We start from the raw sequence: 14,897 nt of genomic DNA, 5'->3' as shown, positions 1-14,897 counted from the left end.
CAACGAGTTATGGTAAGTCGTCGAAGAGAGTTATGGTAAGTCGTTACGGCGACTTATGGTAACTCGTCAAAGCCAAGCCAACTACTATAAGTCGTTACCCTTCTCACAAGAGCACTCATACTATCCGAGGGTGTGTAAGAAAAGGGTGCTCCAAACTCTGACACACAGGAGGAGTAAAGTACTGGCTCTACCCTCTCCTACCTCCTTACAGCATAGATAGTGGAACGATTTCTTAATAGCCCTGATCCCAATCTGACGAGTTAGAGGCGAGCTGAGACAACCTCTGACATTGACCACATCAATGGAAATATCATATCTTCATCCATACATCCAAGCAGGGAACAAAGTAAGACTATGTATACTGGCACTTGATAGTACGTTATTAGTGGGGACATCATCTATTTCGTAGTAAGGCATACAATAACAAATAATTGGTATATTTGACGTGCTAATCCCCTCTATTGGGTAGCCACGATCAAAGAGAGATACACACGGCTACCTCCTCTGTAGCGAGGGCGCAACCCATGCGAGGTGGAGCTTGGTTAAACTATTTACGACATGAAGCTATGGCTAAGACAAGAGGAACAATCGTCGTAGACACAGGTCATTGTAAGGGCTGTGACCTATGTGCAGTAGCATGCCCCGTACATGTCATCGAAATGCACCCTACGGACGTAAACAACAAGGGCTATCACTATGCCCGACTCAAAAACGACAATGACTGTATCGGTTGTGTCAGTTGCGCACTAGTCTGCCCTGATGCGTGCATCACAGTCTACAAGTGGAAAGAGTAACGTAAATCCTTCGAGCATCGTCAAACACACTAAAGAACCCTTGTTATGGCAGAAGAAATCAAACTCATGAAGGGGAACGAAGCCATCGCCCACGCTGCTATCCGTGCTGGTGCTGATGGATACTTCGGCTATCCCATTACTCCCCAGTCTGAGATACTTGAGACCCTCACCGAGGAGCACCCTTGGGATACGACGGGTATGGTCGTACTCCAGGCCGAGAGTGAAGTAGCAGCAATCAACATGGTCTATGGAGGCGCAGGCTGTGGAAAGCGCGTCATGACCTCTTCTTCATCACCAGGCATGAGCCTCAAGCAGGAGGGCGTCAGCTACATCGCAGGTGCAGAACTACCATGTCTGCTCGTCAATGTAATGCGTGGTGGACCAGGACTAGGGACAATCCAGCCTAGTCAGGCAGACTACTTCCAGACGGTCAAGGGCGGAGGCCACGGCGACTACCGACTCATCACGCTAGCACCTAACTCTGTGCAGGAGATGGCCGACTTCGTACCCCTAGGATTTGAGCTAGCATTCAAGTACCGCAATCCCGCTATTATCTTAGCTGATGGAATTATAGGTCAGATGATGGAGAAGGTACGCCTCCCAGACTTCACTCCTCGCCGTACAGAGGATGAGATCCGCAAGGAGTGTCCTTGGGCAACTCTCGGACGCAAGGATAAGCGTAAACCCAATGTCATCACATCGCTGGAGCTAGAGTCCTCCATCATGGAGCAGAACAACGAGCGCTTCCAGGCTAAGTACAAGGAAATCGAAGCCAACGAAGTACGCTACGAAGAGATACAAACAGCTGATGCAGACTACATACTCGTAGCATTCGGATCATCAGCTCGTATCTGTCAGAAGGCTGTAGAACTAGCTCGTGCCGAGGGGCTACGCGTAGGGCTCCTTCGTCCGATTACGCTCTGGCCTTTCCCAACGCACGCCATACAGTCACTGACTAGTCGTGTTAAGGGCTTCCTCGTAGCTGAGCTAAATGCAGGTCAGATGATTGAGGACGTGCGTCTAGCGGTAGATGGGAAAGTCCCCGTTGTACACTACGGACGCATGGGCGGAATGCTCTTCTCTCCTAACGAGATTGTCGAGAACCTCAAGAAACTCCTTATCAAACACTCCTAATGGATAGTCCCCGCAACCGCCCACATAGAGACCGTATAGACCAAGCCCTCCAGCTCTGGTTCTTCGTCTTGGCTATCGGCTCAATCGTTGCGTTCTTCTTTTTTAGACAAGACTCTCCATGGCTCTTCCAGAGCTTAGGTGTAGCTGCACTGGTTATCCGTGTACTCTATTACCTAAAGCAATTATTTTTCACAAAGAAGGGTTAGCCCACACATACTATGACTCCTACATCCAACGTACAAGAGCATATCAAACCAGAGAACCTGGTTTATGCCAAACCAGCCTTGATGAATGACCTCTCCATGCACTATTGCCCAGGCTGTAGCCATGGCGTAGTGCACAAGCTCGTAGCAGAGACAGTAGCCGAGATGGGACTCGAGGAAACAACAATTGGTGTTGCCCCAGTAGGTTGTGCTGTCTTTGCCTATAAGTACATTGACATCGACTGGCAAGAAGCAGCCCACGGCCGTGCACCTGCACTAGCGACAGCTATCAAACGTCTCAATCCAGACAAGATGGTCTTCACTTACCAAGGCGACGGAGACCTTGCTGCCATCGGTACAGCAGAGACTATCCATGCATGTAACAGAGGGGAGAACATCGTCATTGTCTTCATCAACAATGCCATCTATGGCATGACTGGTGGACAGATGGCTCCAACGACCCTCGAAGGAATGCAGACAGCCACCTGCCCACAGGGACGCAACGTAGAGATGAACGGCTACCCACTGAAGATATCCGATATGCTCGCCCTACTCGATGGCACCTGCTACGTCACGCGCCAGTCTGTCCATACAGCCGCTGCTGTAATGAAGGCAAAGAAGGCTCTGAAGAAAGCCTTCCAGAACGCACTTGATCGTAAAGGAACCTCTGTTGTCGAGATTGTGTCCACCTGTAATACGGGTTGGAAACTAACTCCTGATGAAGCCAATAAATGGATGGCCGAACACATGTTCGAGAGGTATCCACTCGGTGACCTAAAGAGTATCTAACCCCTCATATACTACGATACGATGACTTGCGAAATAGTAATAGCAGGCTTTGGTGGACAAGGTGTCCTCTCAATGGGGAAGATCCTCGCCTACTCTGGCCTCATGGAGGACAAGAACGTTAGCTGGATGCCTTCCTACGGCCCAGAGCAACGTGGTGGTACAGCCAACGTCACTGTGATTATCAGTGATGATGCAGTGAGCTCCCCTTTGGTACAAGACTACGATGTAGTAATTGCCCTCAATCAACCATCGGTAGATAAGTTTACTCCCCGTGTAAAGCCTGGGGGGACGCTAATCTATGACACCAATGGTGTAAGCCATATCCCCGAGCGCAGTGATATAGAGATCTACGAAGTCCCAGCAACCGATGAAGCAACAAACATGGGTAACGCTAAGGTCTTCAATATGTTGATTCTTGGTGCTATGCTCGCCGTGCGCCCTATACTACCGCTGGACAGCATCCGTAAGGGGCTGGAGAAGTCCCTTCCCGAGCGTCACCACAAGCTCATTCCGATGAATATGCAGGCTCTAGAACGTGGAGGACAAATACTCCACCCACACAAAGCCTAGCATCCATATACACCAAGTTTAATAGCCTATTTTATAATGAATGCTCAACAAGAACAGTTAGACTGGGGAAGCCTAGGCTTCGGCTACATCCAAACCGACTACAACGTCCGTTGCTACTGGCGTGATGGGAAGTGGGGCGAATGGGAAGTATCTTCCTCTGATATGATTACCATACCCATGGCCTCCACCTGCCTGCACTATGGGCAGGAGTCCTTCGAGGGGCTCAAAGCGTTCCGTGGCAAAGATGGCAAGGTTCGTGTCTTCCGTCCAGAAGAGAATGCCAAGCGTATGCAGAGCACCAGTCAAGGCATTCTGATGCCTGAGCTCCCCACAGAGCGTTTCCTCGAGGCCGTAGATATGCTTCTACACCTCAACAAACGCTTCATCCCCCCCTATGAGAGTGGGGCCTCACTCTACATCCGTCCTCTGATGATTGGACTAGGTAAGCAAGTCGGAGTAAAACCCTCGAATGAATATATGTTCCTTATGTTCGTTACCCCCGTTGGTGCTTACTTCAAGTCTGGCTTCCGTCCTACCCCAATGGCAATCATGCGTGGCTATGATCGTGCGGCGCCTCTCGGTACAGGCACCTACAAGGTCGGAGGTAACTATGCTGCCAGCCTTCGCTCAGGCGAGCTAGCACACTCCATGGGATACTCCGCCGTTATTTACCTCGATGCAAAGGAGAAACTCTACATCGACGAGTGTGGCCCCGCCAACTTCTTTGGTATTCGGGATAATACCTATATCACACCCAAGAGTAGCTCCATCCTCCCCTCAATTACCAATAAGAGTCTCATGCAGCTGGCAGAAGACATGGGGCTACGTGTCGAGTGCCGTCCTGTCCACGTAGAGGAGCTTGAGACATTTGAGGAAGCAGGTGCTTGTGGTACCGCAGCTGTGATTAGTCCGATCGAACGTGTAGATGACCTCGACCTAAAGAAGAGCTATATCATCAGTAAGGATGGACAGCCTGGGCCCATCAGTAAGCAGCTTTACGAGCGACTAAGAGCCATCCAATACGGGGATTATCCCGATACGCATGGCTGGGTACGCATCTACCCCGACATCGACTAAACGCTCTCATATACAGAACAGAAAGGCGGATACGTCACATCGGTGGCGTATCCGCCTTCTTTTTCCAGAGAGTCTCCGCTGGTCTGGCATCGGATATAAGGCCTATTGCCCACCCAATACCTTTGCCTTAGCATCTCTTCTATACCATGCTGCACATCTGATTCACAAGCATCTTGACGAACACACCTGCGGATGATATATGTAGTAAGTTCATATCGAATGAAATACGAAGGACATAAATGGGGGAAGAAACAACTTACTATAAGTCGTCATAAAGAGTTATGGCAACTCGCCTAAACGAGTTATGGTAACTCGTTGAAGAGAGTTGTGGTAACTCGTTACAACGACTTATAGTAACTCGTTATCCACCTCCTAAAAAACCTGTATCTAGGTTGTTTATAAAGAGAAGGAATCAATATGGAGGAGGGGCGAATTAAAAAGAAAGGAATGACGACTTCCCTTGTACCAAACTCACGCTAAATTTACGTACCTTAGCCAAGGCATTCAATGCCTTAGTTAGGTTGTTTAATTACACAAAAGAAACAAAGATGAAGTTCCCAAAGTGGGTTATACCCGTCGCCATCATTGCTATCCTTCTGCTCTGGGGGATCAGCCAGTACAACGGACTCGTAGGGATCCAAGAGCAAGTCAATACCCAATGGAGCCAAGTAGAGAACCAGTATCAGCGTCGCACTGATTTGATTCCTAACCTCGTCAATGTCGTCAAAGGCTATGCTTCGCACGAGAAGGAGACTCTAGAGGGTGTCATACAGGCTCGGAGCAAGGCGACATCTACTACAATTAATGCCTCTGATATGGATGAAGCCGCTCTACAGCGCTTCCAGCAGAGCCAAGACGCCCTATCCTCTGCCCTCTCTCGTCTGATGGTCGTCGTAGAGAAGTATCCCGAGCTGAAGGCTAATGAGCAGTTCCAGTCGCTCATGGTACAGCTTGAGGGAACAGAAAATAGAATTGCGACAGCCCGTAAGGACTTTAATGACGCAGCAAAGGACTACAACACCAAGATTCGTAAGTTCCCTGCCTCTCTCGTAGCCTCCATTACAGGCTTCCGCACTCGCCCATACTTCACTGCTCAGGCAGGTAGTGATGTGGCTCCTGTTGTAGACTTCACTAAGTAAGCCCCCTCTCCTCGTGAGTAGCCATTAGAAAGTGTAAGGCAATATCGCAAGCTGTGTGATGCTAAAACATTCTCTCAAGTACCTCTTCGTCTTCATTATACTTGCTCTTTCTTCCTCCACATGGTTGCACGGAGCAAGACAAGTGTACACACCAGAGACTGTGCCCAATGTCTTTGTAGAGGATAGTCTGCAGTTACTCTCTGACCCTGATGGGTTCATTGATCAGCAGGCACGGAGAGCCATCAATGAGGAGTTACTAAGACTTCGATTAAGTTCTGGTGTAGAGTTCCCCGTAGTGATCCTAGAGACAATAGGAGATAGGGACATAGAGAGCTTCTCCACAGAGCTCTTTAGGCTATGGGGCATAGGCTCTAAGTCAACAAACGATGGCTTGCTGCTACTCATAGTCATTGATCAAAGGAAGCTGCGCTTCGAGGTCGGCTATGGACTCGAGGGAATGTTACCAGACGCTCTGGCAGCAAAGATCCAACGACAGCAAATGATACCGCTCATGCGGCAGGGAGATTATGCTGGAGCAATCCTTGCTGGGGTACAGGCTGTCTCACAGGTCATCAGCGGTGAGGGATACATATCCGACCGCAAGGGAGGGAAGGGCAATCTGAAGGATGCCCTACCTGGCAGCTTTGGTCTATGTCTCTACCTCATCCTGATAGGGGCTGCGACATATAGTGCTGTTAGTTCTTTCCAAGGAAAAGTCAAGAGGCTAGAGTCTGATGGATGTGCTCTACTCATGGAGCAGGACGAGGTTAAGCGAAGTTCATCTGTTTACGGATTTCTGCTCTTTGTCCTTTGTGCACCTATCGGGCTATTATTCTTGCTCTACGTATATACGCGCATTCGCAAGCTGAAGAATGCGACAGGTATATGCCCTTCGTGCAAGCAGAAGGCTCTCCACCTTGTATCACAGAGCGAAGCTACAGCTTACCTTACTCCAGCTCAAGAGCTCGAGGAACGACTTCGCTCCTGCCACTACCAGACTTGTCTTTGCTCTCATTGTGGGTTCCATAGGACAGTTGGTCATACACACCCAAGTAGTCCATACAAGGAGTGCCCCAACTGTGGGACACATGCTCTGGAGGTAGTACGCCGTGAGCACATACGTGGCGCTCGAGGCGGGCGGTATATACGCACCCACACCCATTGTAAGTATTGTAACCATGACGGGTACTCAGACCGAAGAGACGCATCAGATGAAAGTGCGGCTCTCGGTGCAATGGTCCTGTCGGGGCTAATGAGTGGGAATCGCCACAGAGGTGGGGGCTCAGGTTGGGGAGGTGGCGGTTTCTCTGGAGGGAGCTTTGGGGGAGGATCCTCTGGAGGAGGTGGTGCAACCTCTGGCTGGTAAAGGCATAAAAAACAGAAGGAATCTCTACGCGGATCTTATCTGCTGTGGATATGATACTTTACGTATCTTTGTCACATATATAAAGAATTGATGCATATCTATGGCTGATACAGCGCATATACTCGACTATCAGAAGGTTCAGATAGCACGGCGCGAACATATACTCTTTGATGACTTTGACCTGCAGCTATCCGCAGGAGAGTTCCTCTATCTAACTGGTAGCGTAGGTGCAGGTAAGAGCACCCTCCTAAAGACAGTCTACGCCGAAGTCCCAATTACCAAAGGGAAAGCAATGGTTCTCGGACATGATCTCAATCAACTTACCAAGCGAAGGCTTCCTTTGCTGAGACGAAAGATTGGGATCATATTCCAAGACTTCCGCTTGCTCCCTGATCAAAATGTCTACGGCAACCTAGATATTGTTCTGAGAGCCTTTGGCATGGGGCGCAGTGCAGAGCGCAAGGAAAAGATTGACGAGGTACTCGAGGAAGTCGGTCTGGGAAACAAAGGATATAAGTACCCTCATGAGCTCTCAGGCGGTGAACAGCAACGCGTTGCCATTGCACGTGCCTTGGTTGGTAACCCTGAGCTGATTTTAGCTGATGAGCCAACCGGTAATCTGGACATTGAGAACGGACTTGCTATCGTTGGCCTTCTTCACCAGTTATCCTCTGAGCGAGGGACAGCCGTGCTTATGACAACACATAATAGGCTTGTCCTAGAGCGTTATCCAGCACGCTGTATTGAGGTAGGGAATATCTAGTGTCAGGTATCACCATAGATTCATATTTAAAGTCCACATATCACTGGTGAAAGTCATGAAGTTTGGAGGCACATCTGTTGCCTCCGCTGAGCGTATCCAGCACGTAGCTAACCTAATCACAGCCACAGACGAACCCAAGATTGTGGTTCTCTCTGCAATGGCAGGGACGACAAATGCTCTCGTGGAGATTGGGCATCAGCTCATGGCACACCATCGTCATGAGGCACTGACAATCCTCACCAAGCTCAAGCATAAGTATGAATCAGAGACTCGCAAACTCTTCCCTGACACTAAGAGCTACGATAAGGCGTGGACACTAGTAAACGAGACCTTTTTCTTCCTAGAGCAGATTTGCTATGCAGAGTCTTTCACTCTCTTCGATGAGAAGAAGATACTAGCTAGAGGGGAGCTACTCAGTACAGCCATGATGCTCCGCCATCTATCTGATCGAGGTATTCAGGCTGTCGGACTACCTGCCTTGGAGTATATGCGCACAGATAAGCAGGCAGAGCCCGATGAGGCCTTCATAGAAGAGCATCTCAAAGGACTCATCAAGCTCGCTCCAGAGGGAACGCACCTCTTCATCACGGAGGGTTACATCTGTCGCAACGCATTCGGTGATATAGACAATCTACAAAGAGGAGGTAGTGACTACACTGCAACCCTAATTGGTGCAGCCCTCGCTGTCGACGAGATACAGATCTGGACAGATATAGATGGTATGCATAATAATGATCCTCGTTTCGTAGATGCAACCTCTCCAGTACGCCGTCTGCATTTTGAAGAAGCATCTGAGCTAGCATACTTTGGCGCAAAGATTTTGCACCCAACATGCATACAACCTGCTAAACGAAGGAGCATCCCCGTTCGTCTGCTCAACACTCTTGCTCCCGAAGCTCCTGGCACACTCATCTCTCTTGATACCGACAAGGATATGATCAAGGCTGTGGCAGCGAAGGACAACATCACAATGCTCCGTATCCGAAGCAATCATCAGCTCTCACATTGGTGCTTCATAGGCAAGGTATTCTCTCTCTTTGAGCATCACTGTATCCCCATTGATATGGTTGCATCCACAGAGGCATCTATATCTCTCACCTTTGAGCGTCCAAGTCTCCCTGATGAGCTCCGTATCGGACTACTTCAGCTAGGATCGATTGAAGTAGAGCATGGGCTAACCATTGTCTGTATTGTAGGAGATTTGGAGTGGGAAAATATCGGTTTTGAAGCTCAGATACTCAATGCCCTTAGGGAAGTTCCAATCCGTATGATTTCCTATGGAGGAAGCGACTACAACCTCACCGTACTCGTTGAGGCTGAGGATAAGCAACGGACCCTACTCGCCCTCAGTAATCATCTTTTTAGCTCCACAGCCAAAGAATAATGGCGCCATCTGCCTCCTCCCGATGCCAGCTTTGGCTGGGACTCACCCGGCCACGTACGCTCTTCTCTGGGTTAAGCTCAGTGCTGGTTGCCCTATTCTATGCTGGGAGCTTAGGGGCTATTGAATGGGTGAAGGGATTACTACTTATACTCGTAGCAGTGAGTGCACAGATAGCGAGCAATATAGCCAACGATCTCATTGACTATAAAAAGGGTGCTGATACAGATGAGCGAAAAGGGCCTCTGCGTCCTCTCTCTAAAGGTCTACTCACAGAGCGAGAAGTCAAGCAAGCTCTCTATATTAGCCTCGCAGCACTCCTCATTTCTGGAATTTCCCTCATCGCCCTATCCTCTTGGTGGCTCTTATTTATAGGAGGGTTCATTTCCATCGGAATCTTCGCCTACTCAGGAGGCCCCTACCCTCTTTCATATCATGGGCTAGGCGATGTAGCTGTGTTAGTCTTTTTTGGCTGGATACCTACTCTTACAAGCTTCTATATCCTAAGGGGGACAGTCTCCGACTCAACAATATGGCATCTCGCAACAGCCATTGGCCTAGCAAGTGTGAACATCCTAGTTGTAAACAATTACCGAGATGTAGAGGAGGATCGCAAGGCTGGTAAACAAACACTCATCGTACGAATGGGTAAAGACTTTGCCCCTCGCCTTTACCTAACTCTAGGGCTACTCTCTATAGGATTTCTTTACCCTATCTTTTCATTCTGGGGAATGCTTCTCTTACTTCCCTATGTCTTCCTCATTTCACATGCTCATCGCAGTCTACAGCGAGCAGAGGGAGAAGAGCTCAATAAGACTCTTGGAGAGACAGCAAGGAATGTTTTCCTCCTCGCCATTCTGATTGGCGTAATGCTTCTCATTCGTAAGTAAATGAGCGAACAACAAGTACAGCTTCACTATTCTACTATATAGATAGTATAACTATGATAACGAATGTGGTGAAAGAGGGACTACGCCCTTTGCGAGACTTCAACCGTAGACATCCATCACTACGCTATATCGCAGTGGGGCTAGCGACGGTTGTCTTCTGCTTCTTCCTTGGTGAGCGAACTATTTTCTCCTACCTAGGCCATATGAAGCGAAAAGCATTCCTACAAAAAGAGTATAACTACTATCGCCCACGTTACGAAGCCGATAGTGCTCGCCTCAGTGAAATCAAGGATAATCCCGAGCTCATTGAGCATATAGCCAGAGAGAAGTACTACATGCATGCACCTGGGGAGGAGCTATTTATCATCACTACTCCCTCCGAGGATAAGGAATAGATCTTCATAGACCCAATGAATAAGAAGTATAAATACCTCTACATCGTCAGCGTACTAATGCTCCTCACTGGGGCTGCACTCGCTATGACGCGCCATATAGTGTTTGATATTATCTATACTTTGGGGGCATTGGGATATACCCTATATTACGTCCTTGCACCACTTAAGGAGCGGTCACACCTCATCCGAAGGGTTACTCGTATGGGGGCATTCTCCGGGCTACTCTTCCTTCTTTCGGCCATTGCTCGCTTTGGCGTCTTTGATGCTTATGGTCGGAATGCATGGCTACTCTTCCTCGCACTTGGTCTTGTTTATATGTGTTATGGGAATGTGCTCCTTTACCTTAGTGAGCGCAAGAGTAAGAAGTAACCTCACAAAAGAGCATCATCCACTATATGGATAACAAAACGACAAAGAGCCAAGGTGCACCTACCAAACAGCGTGTCACAGTCCCAGGAAGTAGGAAACAGCTACTTAAACTGACAGTAAGTGAAGAGACAACCCTCCTTCCCTTCCTCCTCTCCGCTCTCCCTGATAAGAGTCGTACAACAGTCAAGCAACTACTGCATGACCGCTTTATAGCGATTGGTATGGAGCCAACGACTCAGTTTGATGCACCTCTTAGGGCAGGCGATGTCGTGAGTATCCACCCCACTCCACTCCCCAAGAAGCTATCTCATCCTCAGATTGACATCATCTACCAGGATGAGTACCTTATCGTGGTGCGTAAGGAGGTTGGGATACCAACTGTCGCCAGTGGAGAAGAAAAGGATGTGACAGCACTACGTCTACTCTCCGATCACCTCAAGAGCTTCAATCCTCTAGCAAAGGTCTATCATGTCACGCGGCTAGACAAAGACTCCGCGGGCTTCGTTGTCTTTGCTAAAAGTAAGGAGCTACAGACACGTCTCAGTGAGAACTGGCATAAGTACTGTCGCCTCCAGCAATTTGCAGCTGCGATTGAGGGCGAATTAAACCCAAGCGAAGGTCTTCTTCACGCCCCTACTCCACGGGAAACAAAGAACTCCACATCGAAGGTAAGGAAGGCACAAAACTCCCCTCATCAAGAAGCGAACTCCGCTGGTGAAGCAGGCTACCGCACCTTGTCAAGCAGTGGCGAACGGAGTCTCCTCTCCATTGAGCTACATATTGGACGGAATAACAGGCTACGTAAGCAGCTCTCCATCCTTCGTCACCCAATCGTGGGCGATTGGCGAAATGGATCTAAAGAGAAAGAGCTTGGATACGTTGCACTGATAGGGACACACCTAACCCTTGTGCATCCTATCACACATGAACTACTCGATTTTAAGCAGCCTATCCCGGCTCTCTTTCGTAAGCTTTTACGTACGAACACTCGCCCTCGTGGCGTTAAGAAGAAAGCGACACAGCCTGGAAGACTAAACCACTAGGCTACCCCTCTAGTATAAGAACTATCAATCATTACAAATCCAATCATTATGAAGACCAGACACTGGACACAGTCTTCCCTTCATCGGTATATCTACCGAGGGATGCTGAGTGTCGTACTCGTGCTACTTTCCCTCTCTGGGGCAAAGGCACAAATCATTCGTGATGCAGTAAGCTGGACACGAACAGTAGAGGACAATGGCCCAACAGAGAAAACCATTGTCTTCACCGCTACGATCAAGGACGGCTGGCATCTCTATGCCACAGACCTCCCTGCTGGAGGGCCAACACCCACCCAACTCATCGTCGATAAGCTGGGCGGAGCTGAGCTCGTGGGGACACTCACCGCAAATACGAAGCCTGTAGAGAAGTTCGATCCGAACTTTGATATGAAGCTCCGTTTCTTCAGTGGAAAGGTAGTTTTCAGGCAGAAGATACGCATCACAGATGCTAAGAAGTTTGCCTTTGAGGGAGCTATCCGCCACATGGCCTGCAACGATGAGAAGTGTCTACCACCCAGCAACTGGGAATTTACCGTTCAGGTCAAGGAGTTAGGTAAACTCTCCGAGGTTGCACCTGCTACTAGCACAGAGACTCCTGCCCCCCAAGAGGCTACCCCTACCGTGGGGGAGCCCTCAGCCGATAGCGCTACGTCTGCCCCAGATACGCTATCGGTGGACCAAGGGATGGCCAAGGATGCTGTCTCAGATCTGTGGGCACCTGTGATACCAGAGTTAAAGGCTTATGGTGACAAGGCTCTTACTCAGGCTGATGGTTCTCTATGGATGCTCCTTGTAGGTGGCTTCCTAGGGGGACTCGTTGCCCTCGTCACGCCATGCGTATGGCCTATGATCCCAATGACGGTGAGCTTCTTCCTCAAGCGTTCTAAGGATCGCAAGAAGGGGATCCGTGATGCTATACTCTACGGAATCTCAATCATCGTTATCTACGTGGCTCTAGGCCTGGCTGTATCAGCTGCCTTTGGTGCGAGTGCATTGAATGACCTAGCAACGAATGCGTACTTCAATATTGCCTTCTTCCTCCTGCTTGTCTTCTTTGCTATTTCTTTCTTTGGGGCATTTGAGCTTGTACTCCCAGCCTCTTGGACAAATAAGATGGACGAGAAAGCAGACTCAGCTTCGGGTATCGTGAGTATCTTCTTCATGGCCTTTACCCTCTCGCTAGTCTCTTTCTCTTGCACAGGGCCAATTATTGGTACGTTATTGGTACAGGCTGCCACTTCCTCCTCAGGTATTCTTGCTCCTGCTATTGGAATGCTAGGCTTCGCCCTCGCTCTGGCTCTGCCCTTCACCCTTTTTGCCATCTTCCCCAACCTCTTGCAATCCATGCCTAAAAGCGGTGGATGGCTAAATTCAGTGAAGGTGGTACTGGCTTTCATCGAGTTGGCTCTTGCCTTGAAGTTTCTCTCTGTGGCAGACCTCGCCTATGGTTGGCGTATCCTCGACCGTGAAGTCTTCCTCGCTCTTTGGATTGTCATCTTCACTCTCCTAGGTCTTTATCTCATTGGGAAGATACGCTTCCCACACGATACACCTCAGGAGAAAACACCGATCCCTATGCTCTTCTTGGCTATTGCTTCCTTCGCCTTTGCTCTCTATATGGTACCAGGGCTCGTCGGTGCTCCTCTCCGTGCAATCAGTGCCTTCTCACCTCCACTGAGCACGCAGGATCTCAACCTCTATAAGGGTGAGGTACACGCTCAGTTCTCAGACTATGAGACGGGGATGGCCTATGCTAAGCAGGTAGGCAAGCCTGTGATTATAGACTTCTCGGGCTATGGTTGTGTGAACTGCCGTAAGATGGAGGCCTCCGTGTGGACTGATGCCAATGTCAAGGCTACTCTTGACAACGACTATGTCCTCATCACCCTCATGGTCGATGAGAAGACGGCACTACCGGAGACTATCGAGGTCGAGGAAGCTGGTAAGAAGGTCAAGCTACGTACGATCGGCGACAAGTGGAGCTATCTACAGCGCATGAAGTTCGGAGCTAATGCCCAGCCCTTCTATGTCCTGCTGGACAACGAGGGTAAGCCCCTTGCCTCCTCCTATGCTTACAACGAAGATGTACCTGCCTATATGGACTTCCTCAAGAGCGGTCTAGCAGAGTACTCAGCTCGTAAGAAGTAAGATGTCTCATACAAGAGAAGAGAAGCTCGCAGCCTTCAGCCGTCTACTAGACGTGCTGGAGCGCCTGCGTGTCGAGTGCCCTTGGGATAGGGAGCAGACCAACGAGAGCCTTCGTACAAATACCATAGAGGAGGTCTATGAGCTCTCCGATGCCCTCCTCAGGGGAGGGCCCGAGGAGATCAAGAAGGAACTCGGGGATGTCCTCCTGCATATCGTCTTCTATAGCCGGATCGGTGAGGAGAAGGGACTCTATGATATCGCCGATGTCTCCCACGCGCTCTGTGATAAGCTCATCTACCGCCATCCCCATGTTTATGGAGAGGCTACGGCTGAGAGCACGGATATTGTCCTAGAGCGATGGGAGGAACTCAAGCAAAAGGAGAAGGATGGTAACAAGACTGTCCTCTCTGGTGTCCCCAATTCCCTGCCTACCCTCATCAAAGCTTATCGCATACAGGATAAGGCACGTGGTGTGGGCTTTGACTGGGAGAAACCCGAGGACGTCTGGTCTAAGGTCGAGGAGGAGCTCCAGGAGCTTCGCGAGGCCGTAGCTCACCACGATGCCGATGCCATGGAGGCAGAGCTCGGGGACTTCCTCTTCAGTGTGATCAATGCTGCTCGTAAGTATAAGATCAATCCCGACAATGCCCTTAGCCGTACGAATGAGAAGTTTATTCATCGCTTCGGCTATATAGAGGCAAAAGCCAAGGAGCAGGGGCGCTCGATCAAGGATATGACCCTTGGCGAGATGGATACCCTCTGGGAGGAGGCAAAGGCTCTCGAGCCTAAGGCTTAGTCTTCCCCTCTCGATATGCTGCTATCTAGCTGCTGACCTC

Annotated in this window: 16 protein-coding genes; all 16 read left to right on the top strand. The window is 49.6% G+C overall.

Going from position 1 to position 14,897, the window contains the following annotated elements; genetic code table 11:
- Positions 1–566 precede the first annotated feature (566 nt).
- The 16 genes from HMPREF0636_RS08365 (at position 567) to mazG (ending at position 14,857) form a co-directional block, all read left to right on the top strand.
- Positions 567–794 (top strand): 4Fe-4S dicluster domain-containing protein, encoded by a 228-nt coding sequence (locus tag HMPREF0636_RS08365; protein ID WP_081748432.1) that lies wholly within the window; start codon positions 567–569, stop codon positions 792–794.
- Between the two features lie 45 nt (positions 795–839).
- Positions 840–1,928 carry a 3-methyl-2-oxobutanoate dehydrogenase subunit VorB gene (locus tag HMPREF0636_RS06745; RefSeq protein ID WP_044169338.1) on the top strand — a complete coding sequence of 363 codons (1,089 nt, stop codon included), beginning with the start codon at positions 840–842 and terminating at the stop codon, positions 1,926–1,928.
- Positions 1,928–2,134 (top strand): hypothetical protein, encoded by a 207-nt coding sequence (locus HMPREF0636_RS06740; RefSeq protein ID WP_005468819.1) that lies wholly within the window; start codon positions 1,928–1,930, stop codon positions 2,132–2,134. Before HMPREF0636_RS06745 ends, HMPREF0636_RS06740 begins: the two co-directional genes overlap by 1 nt.
- A 12-nt stretch (positions 2,135–2,146) precedes the next feature.
- Positions 2,147–2,920: a thiamine pyrophosphate-dependent enzyme gene (locus tag HMPREF0636_RS06735; RefSeq protein ID WP_044169337.1), complete on the top strand. Its 774-nt coding sequence runs from the start codon at positions 2,147–2,149 to the stop codon at positions 2,918–2,920.
- 21 nt (positions 2,921–2,941) lie between these two features.
- On the top strand, positions 2,942–3,490 hold the full coding sequence (locus HMPREF0636_RS06730) for a 2-oxoacid:ferredoxin oxidoreductase subunit gamma family protein (RefSeq protein ID WP_005468821.1): 549 nt from the start codon (positions 2,942–2,944) through the stop codon (positions 3,488–3,490).
- Between the two features lie 36 nt (positions 3,491–3,526).
- Entirely contained in the window at positions 3,527–4,567 is a 1,041-nt protein-coding gene (locus HMPREF0636_RS06725; RefSeq protein ID WP_005468823.1) for a branched-chain amino acid aminotransferase, read from the top strand.
- 548 nt (positions 4,568–5,115) lie between these two features.
- Positions 5,116–5,706, top strand: a complete 591-nt coding sequence (locus tag HMPREF0636_RS06720) for a LemA family protein (protein WP_044169335.1) — start codon at positions 5,116–5,118, stop codon at positions 5,704–5,706.
- Positions 5,707–5,764: 58 nt separating this feature from the next.
- Positions 5,765–7,072, top strand: a complete 1,308-nt coding sequence (locus HMPREF0636_RS06715; protein WP_044169334.1) for a TPM domain-containing protein — start codon at positions 5,765–5,767, stop codon at positions 7,070–7,072.
- A gap of 100 nt (positions 7,073–7,172) precedes the next feature.
- Positions 7,173–7,835 carry a cell division ATP-binding protein FtsE gene (locus tag HMPREF0636_RS06710; RefSeq protein ID WP_044169332.1) on the top strand — a complete coding sequence of 221 codons (663 nt, stop codon included), beginning with the start codon at positions 7,173–7,175 and terminating at the stop codon, positions 7,833–7,835.
- 46 nt (positions 7,836–7,881) lie between these two features.
- The gene (locus tag HMPREF0636_RS06705; RefSeq protein ID WP_044169330.1) at positions 7,882–9,219 is read left to right on the top strand and encodes an aspartate kinase; all 1,338 of its coding nucleotides are present in this window, start codon (positions 7,882–7,884) and stop codon (positions 9,217–9,219) included.
- Positions 9,219–10,106, top strand: coding sequence for a 1,4-dihydroxy-2-naphthoate octaprenyltransferase (gene menA / locus HMPREF0636_RS06700; RefSeq protein WP_044169328.1), 888 nt, complete (start codon positions 9,219–9,221; stop codon positions 10,104–10,106). Before HMPREF0636_RS06705 ends, menA begins: the two co-directional genes overlap by 1 nt.
- A gap of 53 nt (positions 10,107–10,159) precedes the next feature.
- Positions 10,160–10,501, top strand: coding sequence for an FtsB family cell division protein (locus HMPREF0636_RS06695; protein ID WP_044169327.1), 342 nt, complete (start codon positions 10,160–10,162; stop codon positions 10,499–10,501).
- Positions 10,502–10,516: 15 nt separating this feature from the next.
- Complete coding sequence (locus HMPREF0636_RS06690; protein WP_044169325.1) at positions 10,517–10,870, top strand: hypothetical protein; 354 nt, start codon at positions 10,517–10,519, stop codon at positions 10,868–10,870.
- A gap of 26 nt (positions 10,871–10,896) precedes the next feature.
- Positions 10,897–11,913 (top strand): pseudouridine synthase, encoded by a 1,017-nt coding sequence (locus HMPREF0636_RS06685; RefSeq protein WP_044169323.1) that lies wholly within the window; start codon positions 10,897–10,899, stop codon positions 11,911–11,913.
- 48 nt (positions 11,914–11,961) lie between these two features.
- The gene (locus HMPREF0636_RS06680) at positions 11,962–14,061 is read left to right on the top strand and encodes a protein-disulfide reductase DsbD family protein (RefSeq protein WP_044169321.1); all 2,100 of its coding nucleotides are present in this window, start codon (positions 11,962–11,964) and stop codon (positions 14,059–14,061) included.
- A 1-nt stretch (position 14,062) separates the two neighbouring features.
- Positions 14,063–14,857 (top strand): nucleoside triphosphate pyrophosphohydrolase, encoded by a 795-nt coding sequence (mazG, locus tag HMPREF0636_RS06675; RefSeq protein WP_044169320.1) that lies wholly within the window; start codon positions 14,063–14,065, stop codon positions 14,855–14,857.
- The last annotated feature ends 40 nt before the right edge of the window (positions 14,858–14,897 follow it).

Source organism: Porphyromonas catoniae ATCC 51270 (assembly GCF_000565015.1).
GTDB classification, from domain to species: Bacteria; Bacteroidota; Bacteroidia; order Bacteroidales; family Porphyromonadaceae; genus Porphyromonas; species Porphyromonas catoniae.
This window is presented reverse-complemented; position numbering and strand designations above follow the sequence as displayed.

What these genes read in the sequence shown, in the direction of transcription:
- HMPREF0636_RS08365 (WP_081748432.1), top strand. Translation starts at nt 567, where the DNA reads ATGGCTAAGACAAGAGGAACAATCGTCGTAGACACAGGTCATTGTAAG.
- HMPREF0636_RS06745 (WP_044169338.1), top strand. Translation starts at nt 840, where the DNA reads ATGGCAGAAGAAATCAAACTCATGAAGGGGAACGAAGCCATCGCCCAC.
- HMPREF0636_RS06740 (WP_005468819.1), top strand. Translation starts at nt 1,928, where the DNA reads ATGGATAGTCCCCGCAACCGCCCACATAGAGACCGTATAGACCAAGCC.
- HMPREF0636_RS06735 (WP_044169337.1), top strand. Translation starts at nt 2,147, where the DNA reads ATGACTCCTACATCCAACGTACAAGAGCATATCAAACCAGAGAACCTG.
- HMPREF0636_RS06730 (WP_005468821.1), top strand. Translation starts at nt 2,942, where the DNA reads ATGACTTGCGAAATAGTAATAGCAGGCTTTGGTGGACAAGGTGTCCTC.
- HMPREF0636_RS06725 (WP_005468823.1), top strand. Translation starts at nt 3,527, where the DNA reads ATGAATGCTCAACAAGAACAGTTAGACTGGGGAAGCCTAGGCTTCGGC.
- HMPREF0636_RS06720 (WP_044169335.1), top strand. Translation starts at nt 5,116, where the DNA reads ATGAAGTTCCCAAAGTGGGTTATACCCGTCGCCATCATTGCTATCCTT.
- HMPREF0636_RS06715 (WP_044169334.1), top strand. Translation starts at nt 5,765, where the DNA reads ATGCTAAAACATTCTCTCAAGTACCTCTTCGTCTTCATTATACTTGCT.
- HMPREF0636_RS06710 (WP_044169332.1), top strand. Translation starts at nt 7,173, where the DNA reads ATGGCTGATACAGCGCATATACTCGACTATCAGAAGGTTCAGATAGCA.
- menA (WP_044169328.1), top strand. Translation starts at nt 9,219, where the DNA reads ATGGCGCCATCTGCCTCCTCCCGATGCCAGCTTTGGCTGGGACTCACC.
- HMPREF0636_RS06695 (WP_044169327.1), top strand. Translation starts at nt 10,160, where the DNA reads ATGATAACGAATGTGGTGAAAGAGGGACTACGCCCTTTGCGAGACTTC.
- HMPREF0636_RS06690 (WP_044169325.1), top strand. Translation starts at nt 10,517, where the DNA reads ATGAATAAGAAGTATAAATACCTCTACATCGTCAGCGTACTAATGCTC.
- HMPREF0636_RS06685 (WP_044169323.1), top strand. Translation starts at nt 10,897, where the DNA reads ATGGATAACAAAACGACAAAGAGCCAAGGTGCACCTACCAAACAGCGT.
- HMPREF0636_RS06680 (WP_044169321.1), top strand. Translation starts at nt 11,962, where the DNA reads ATGAAGACCAGACACTGGACACAGTCTTCCCTTCATCGGTATATCTAC.
- mazG (WP_044169320.1), top strand. Translation starts at nt 14,063, where the DNA reads ATGTCTCATACAAGAGAAGAGAAGCTCGCAGCCTTCAGCCGTCTACTA.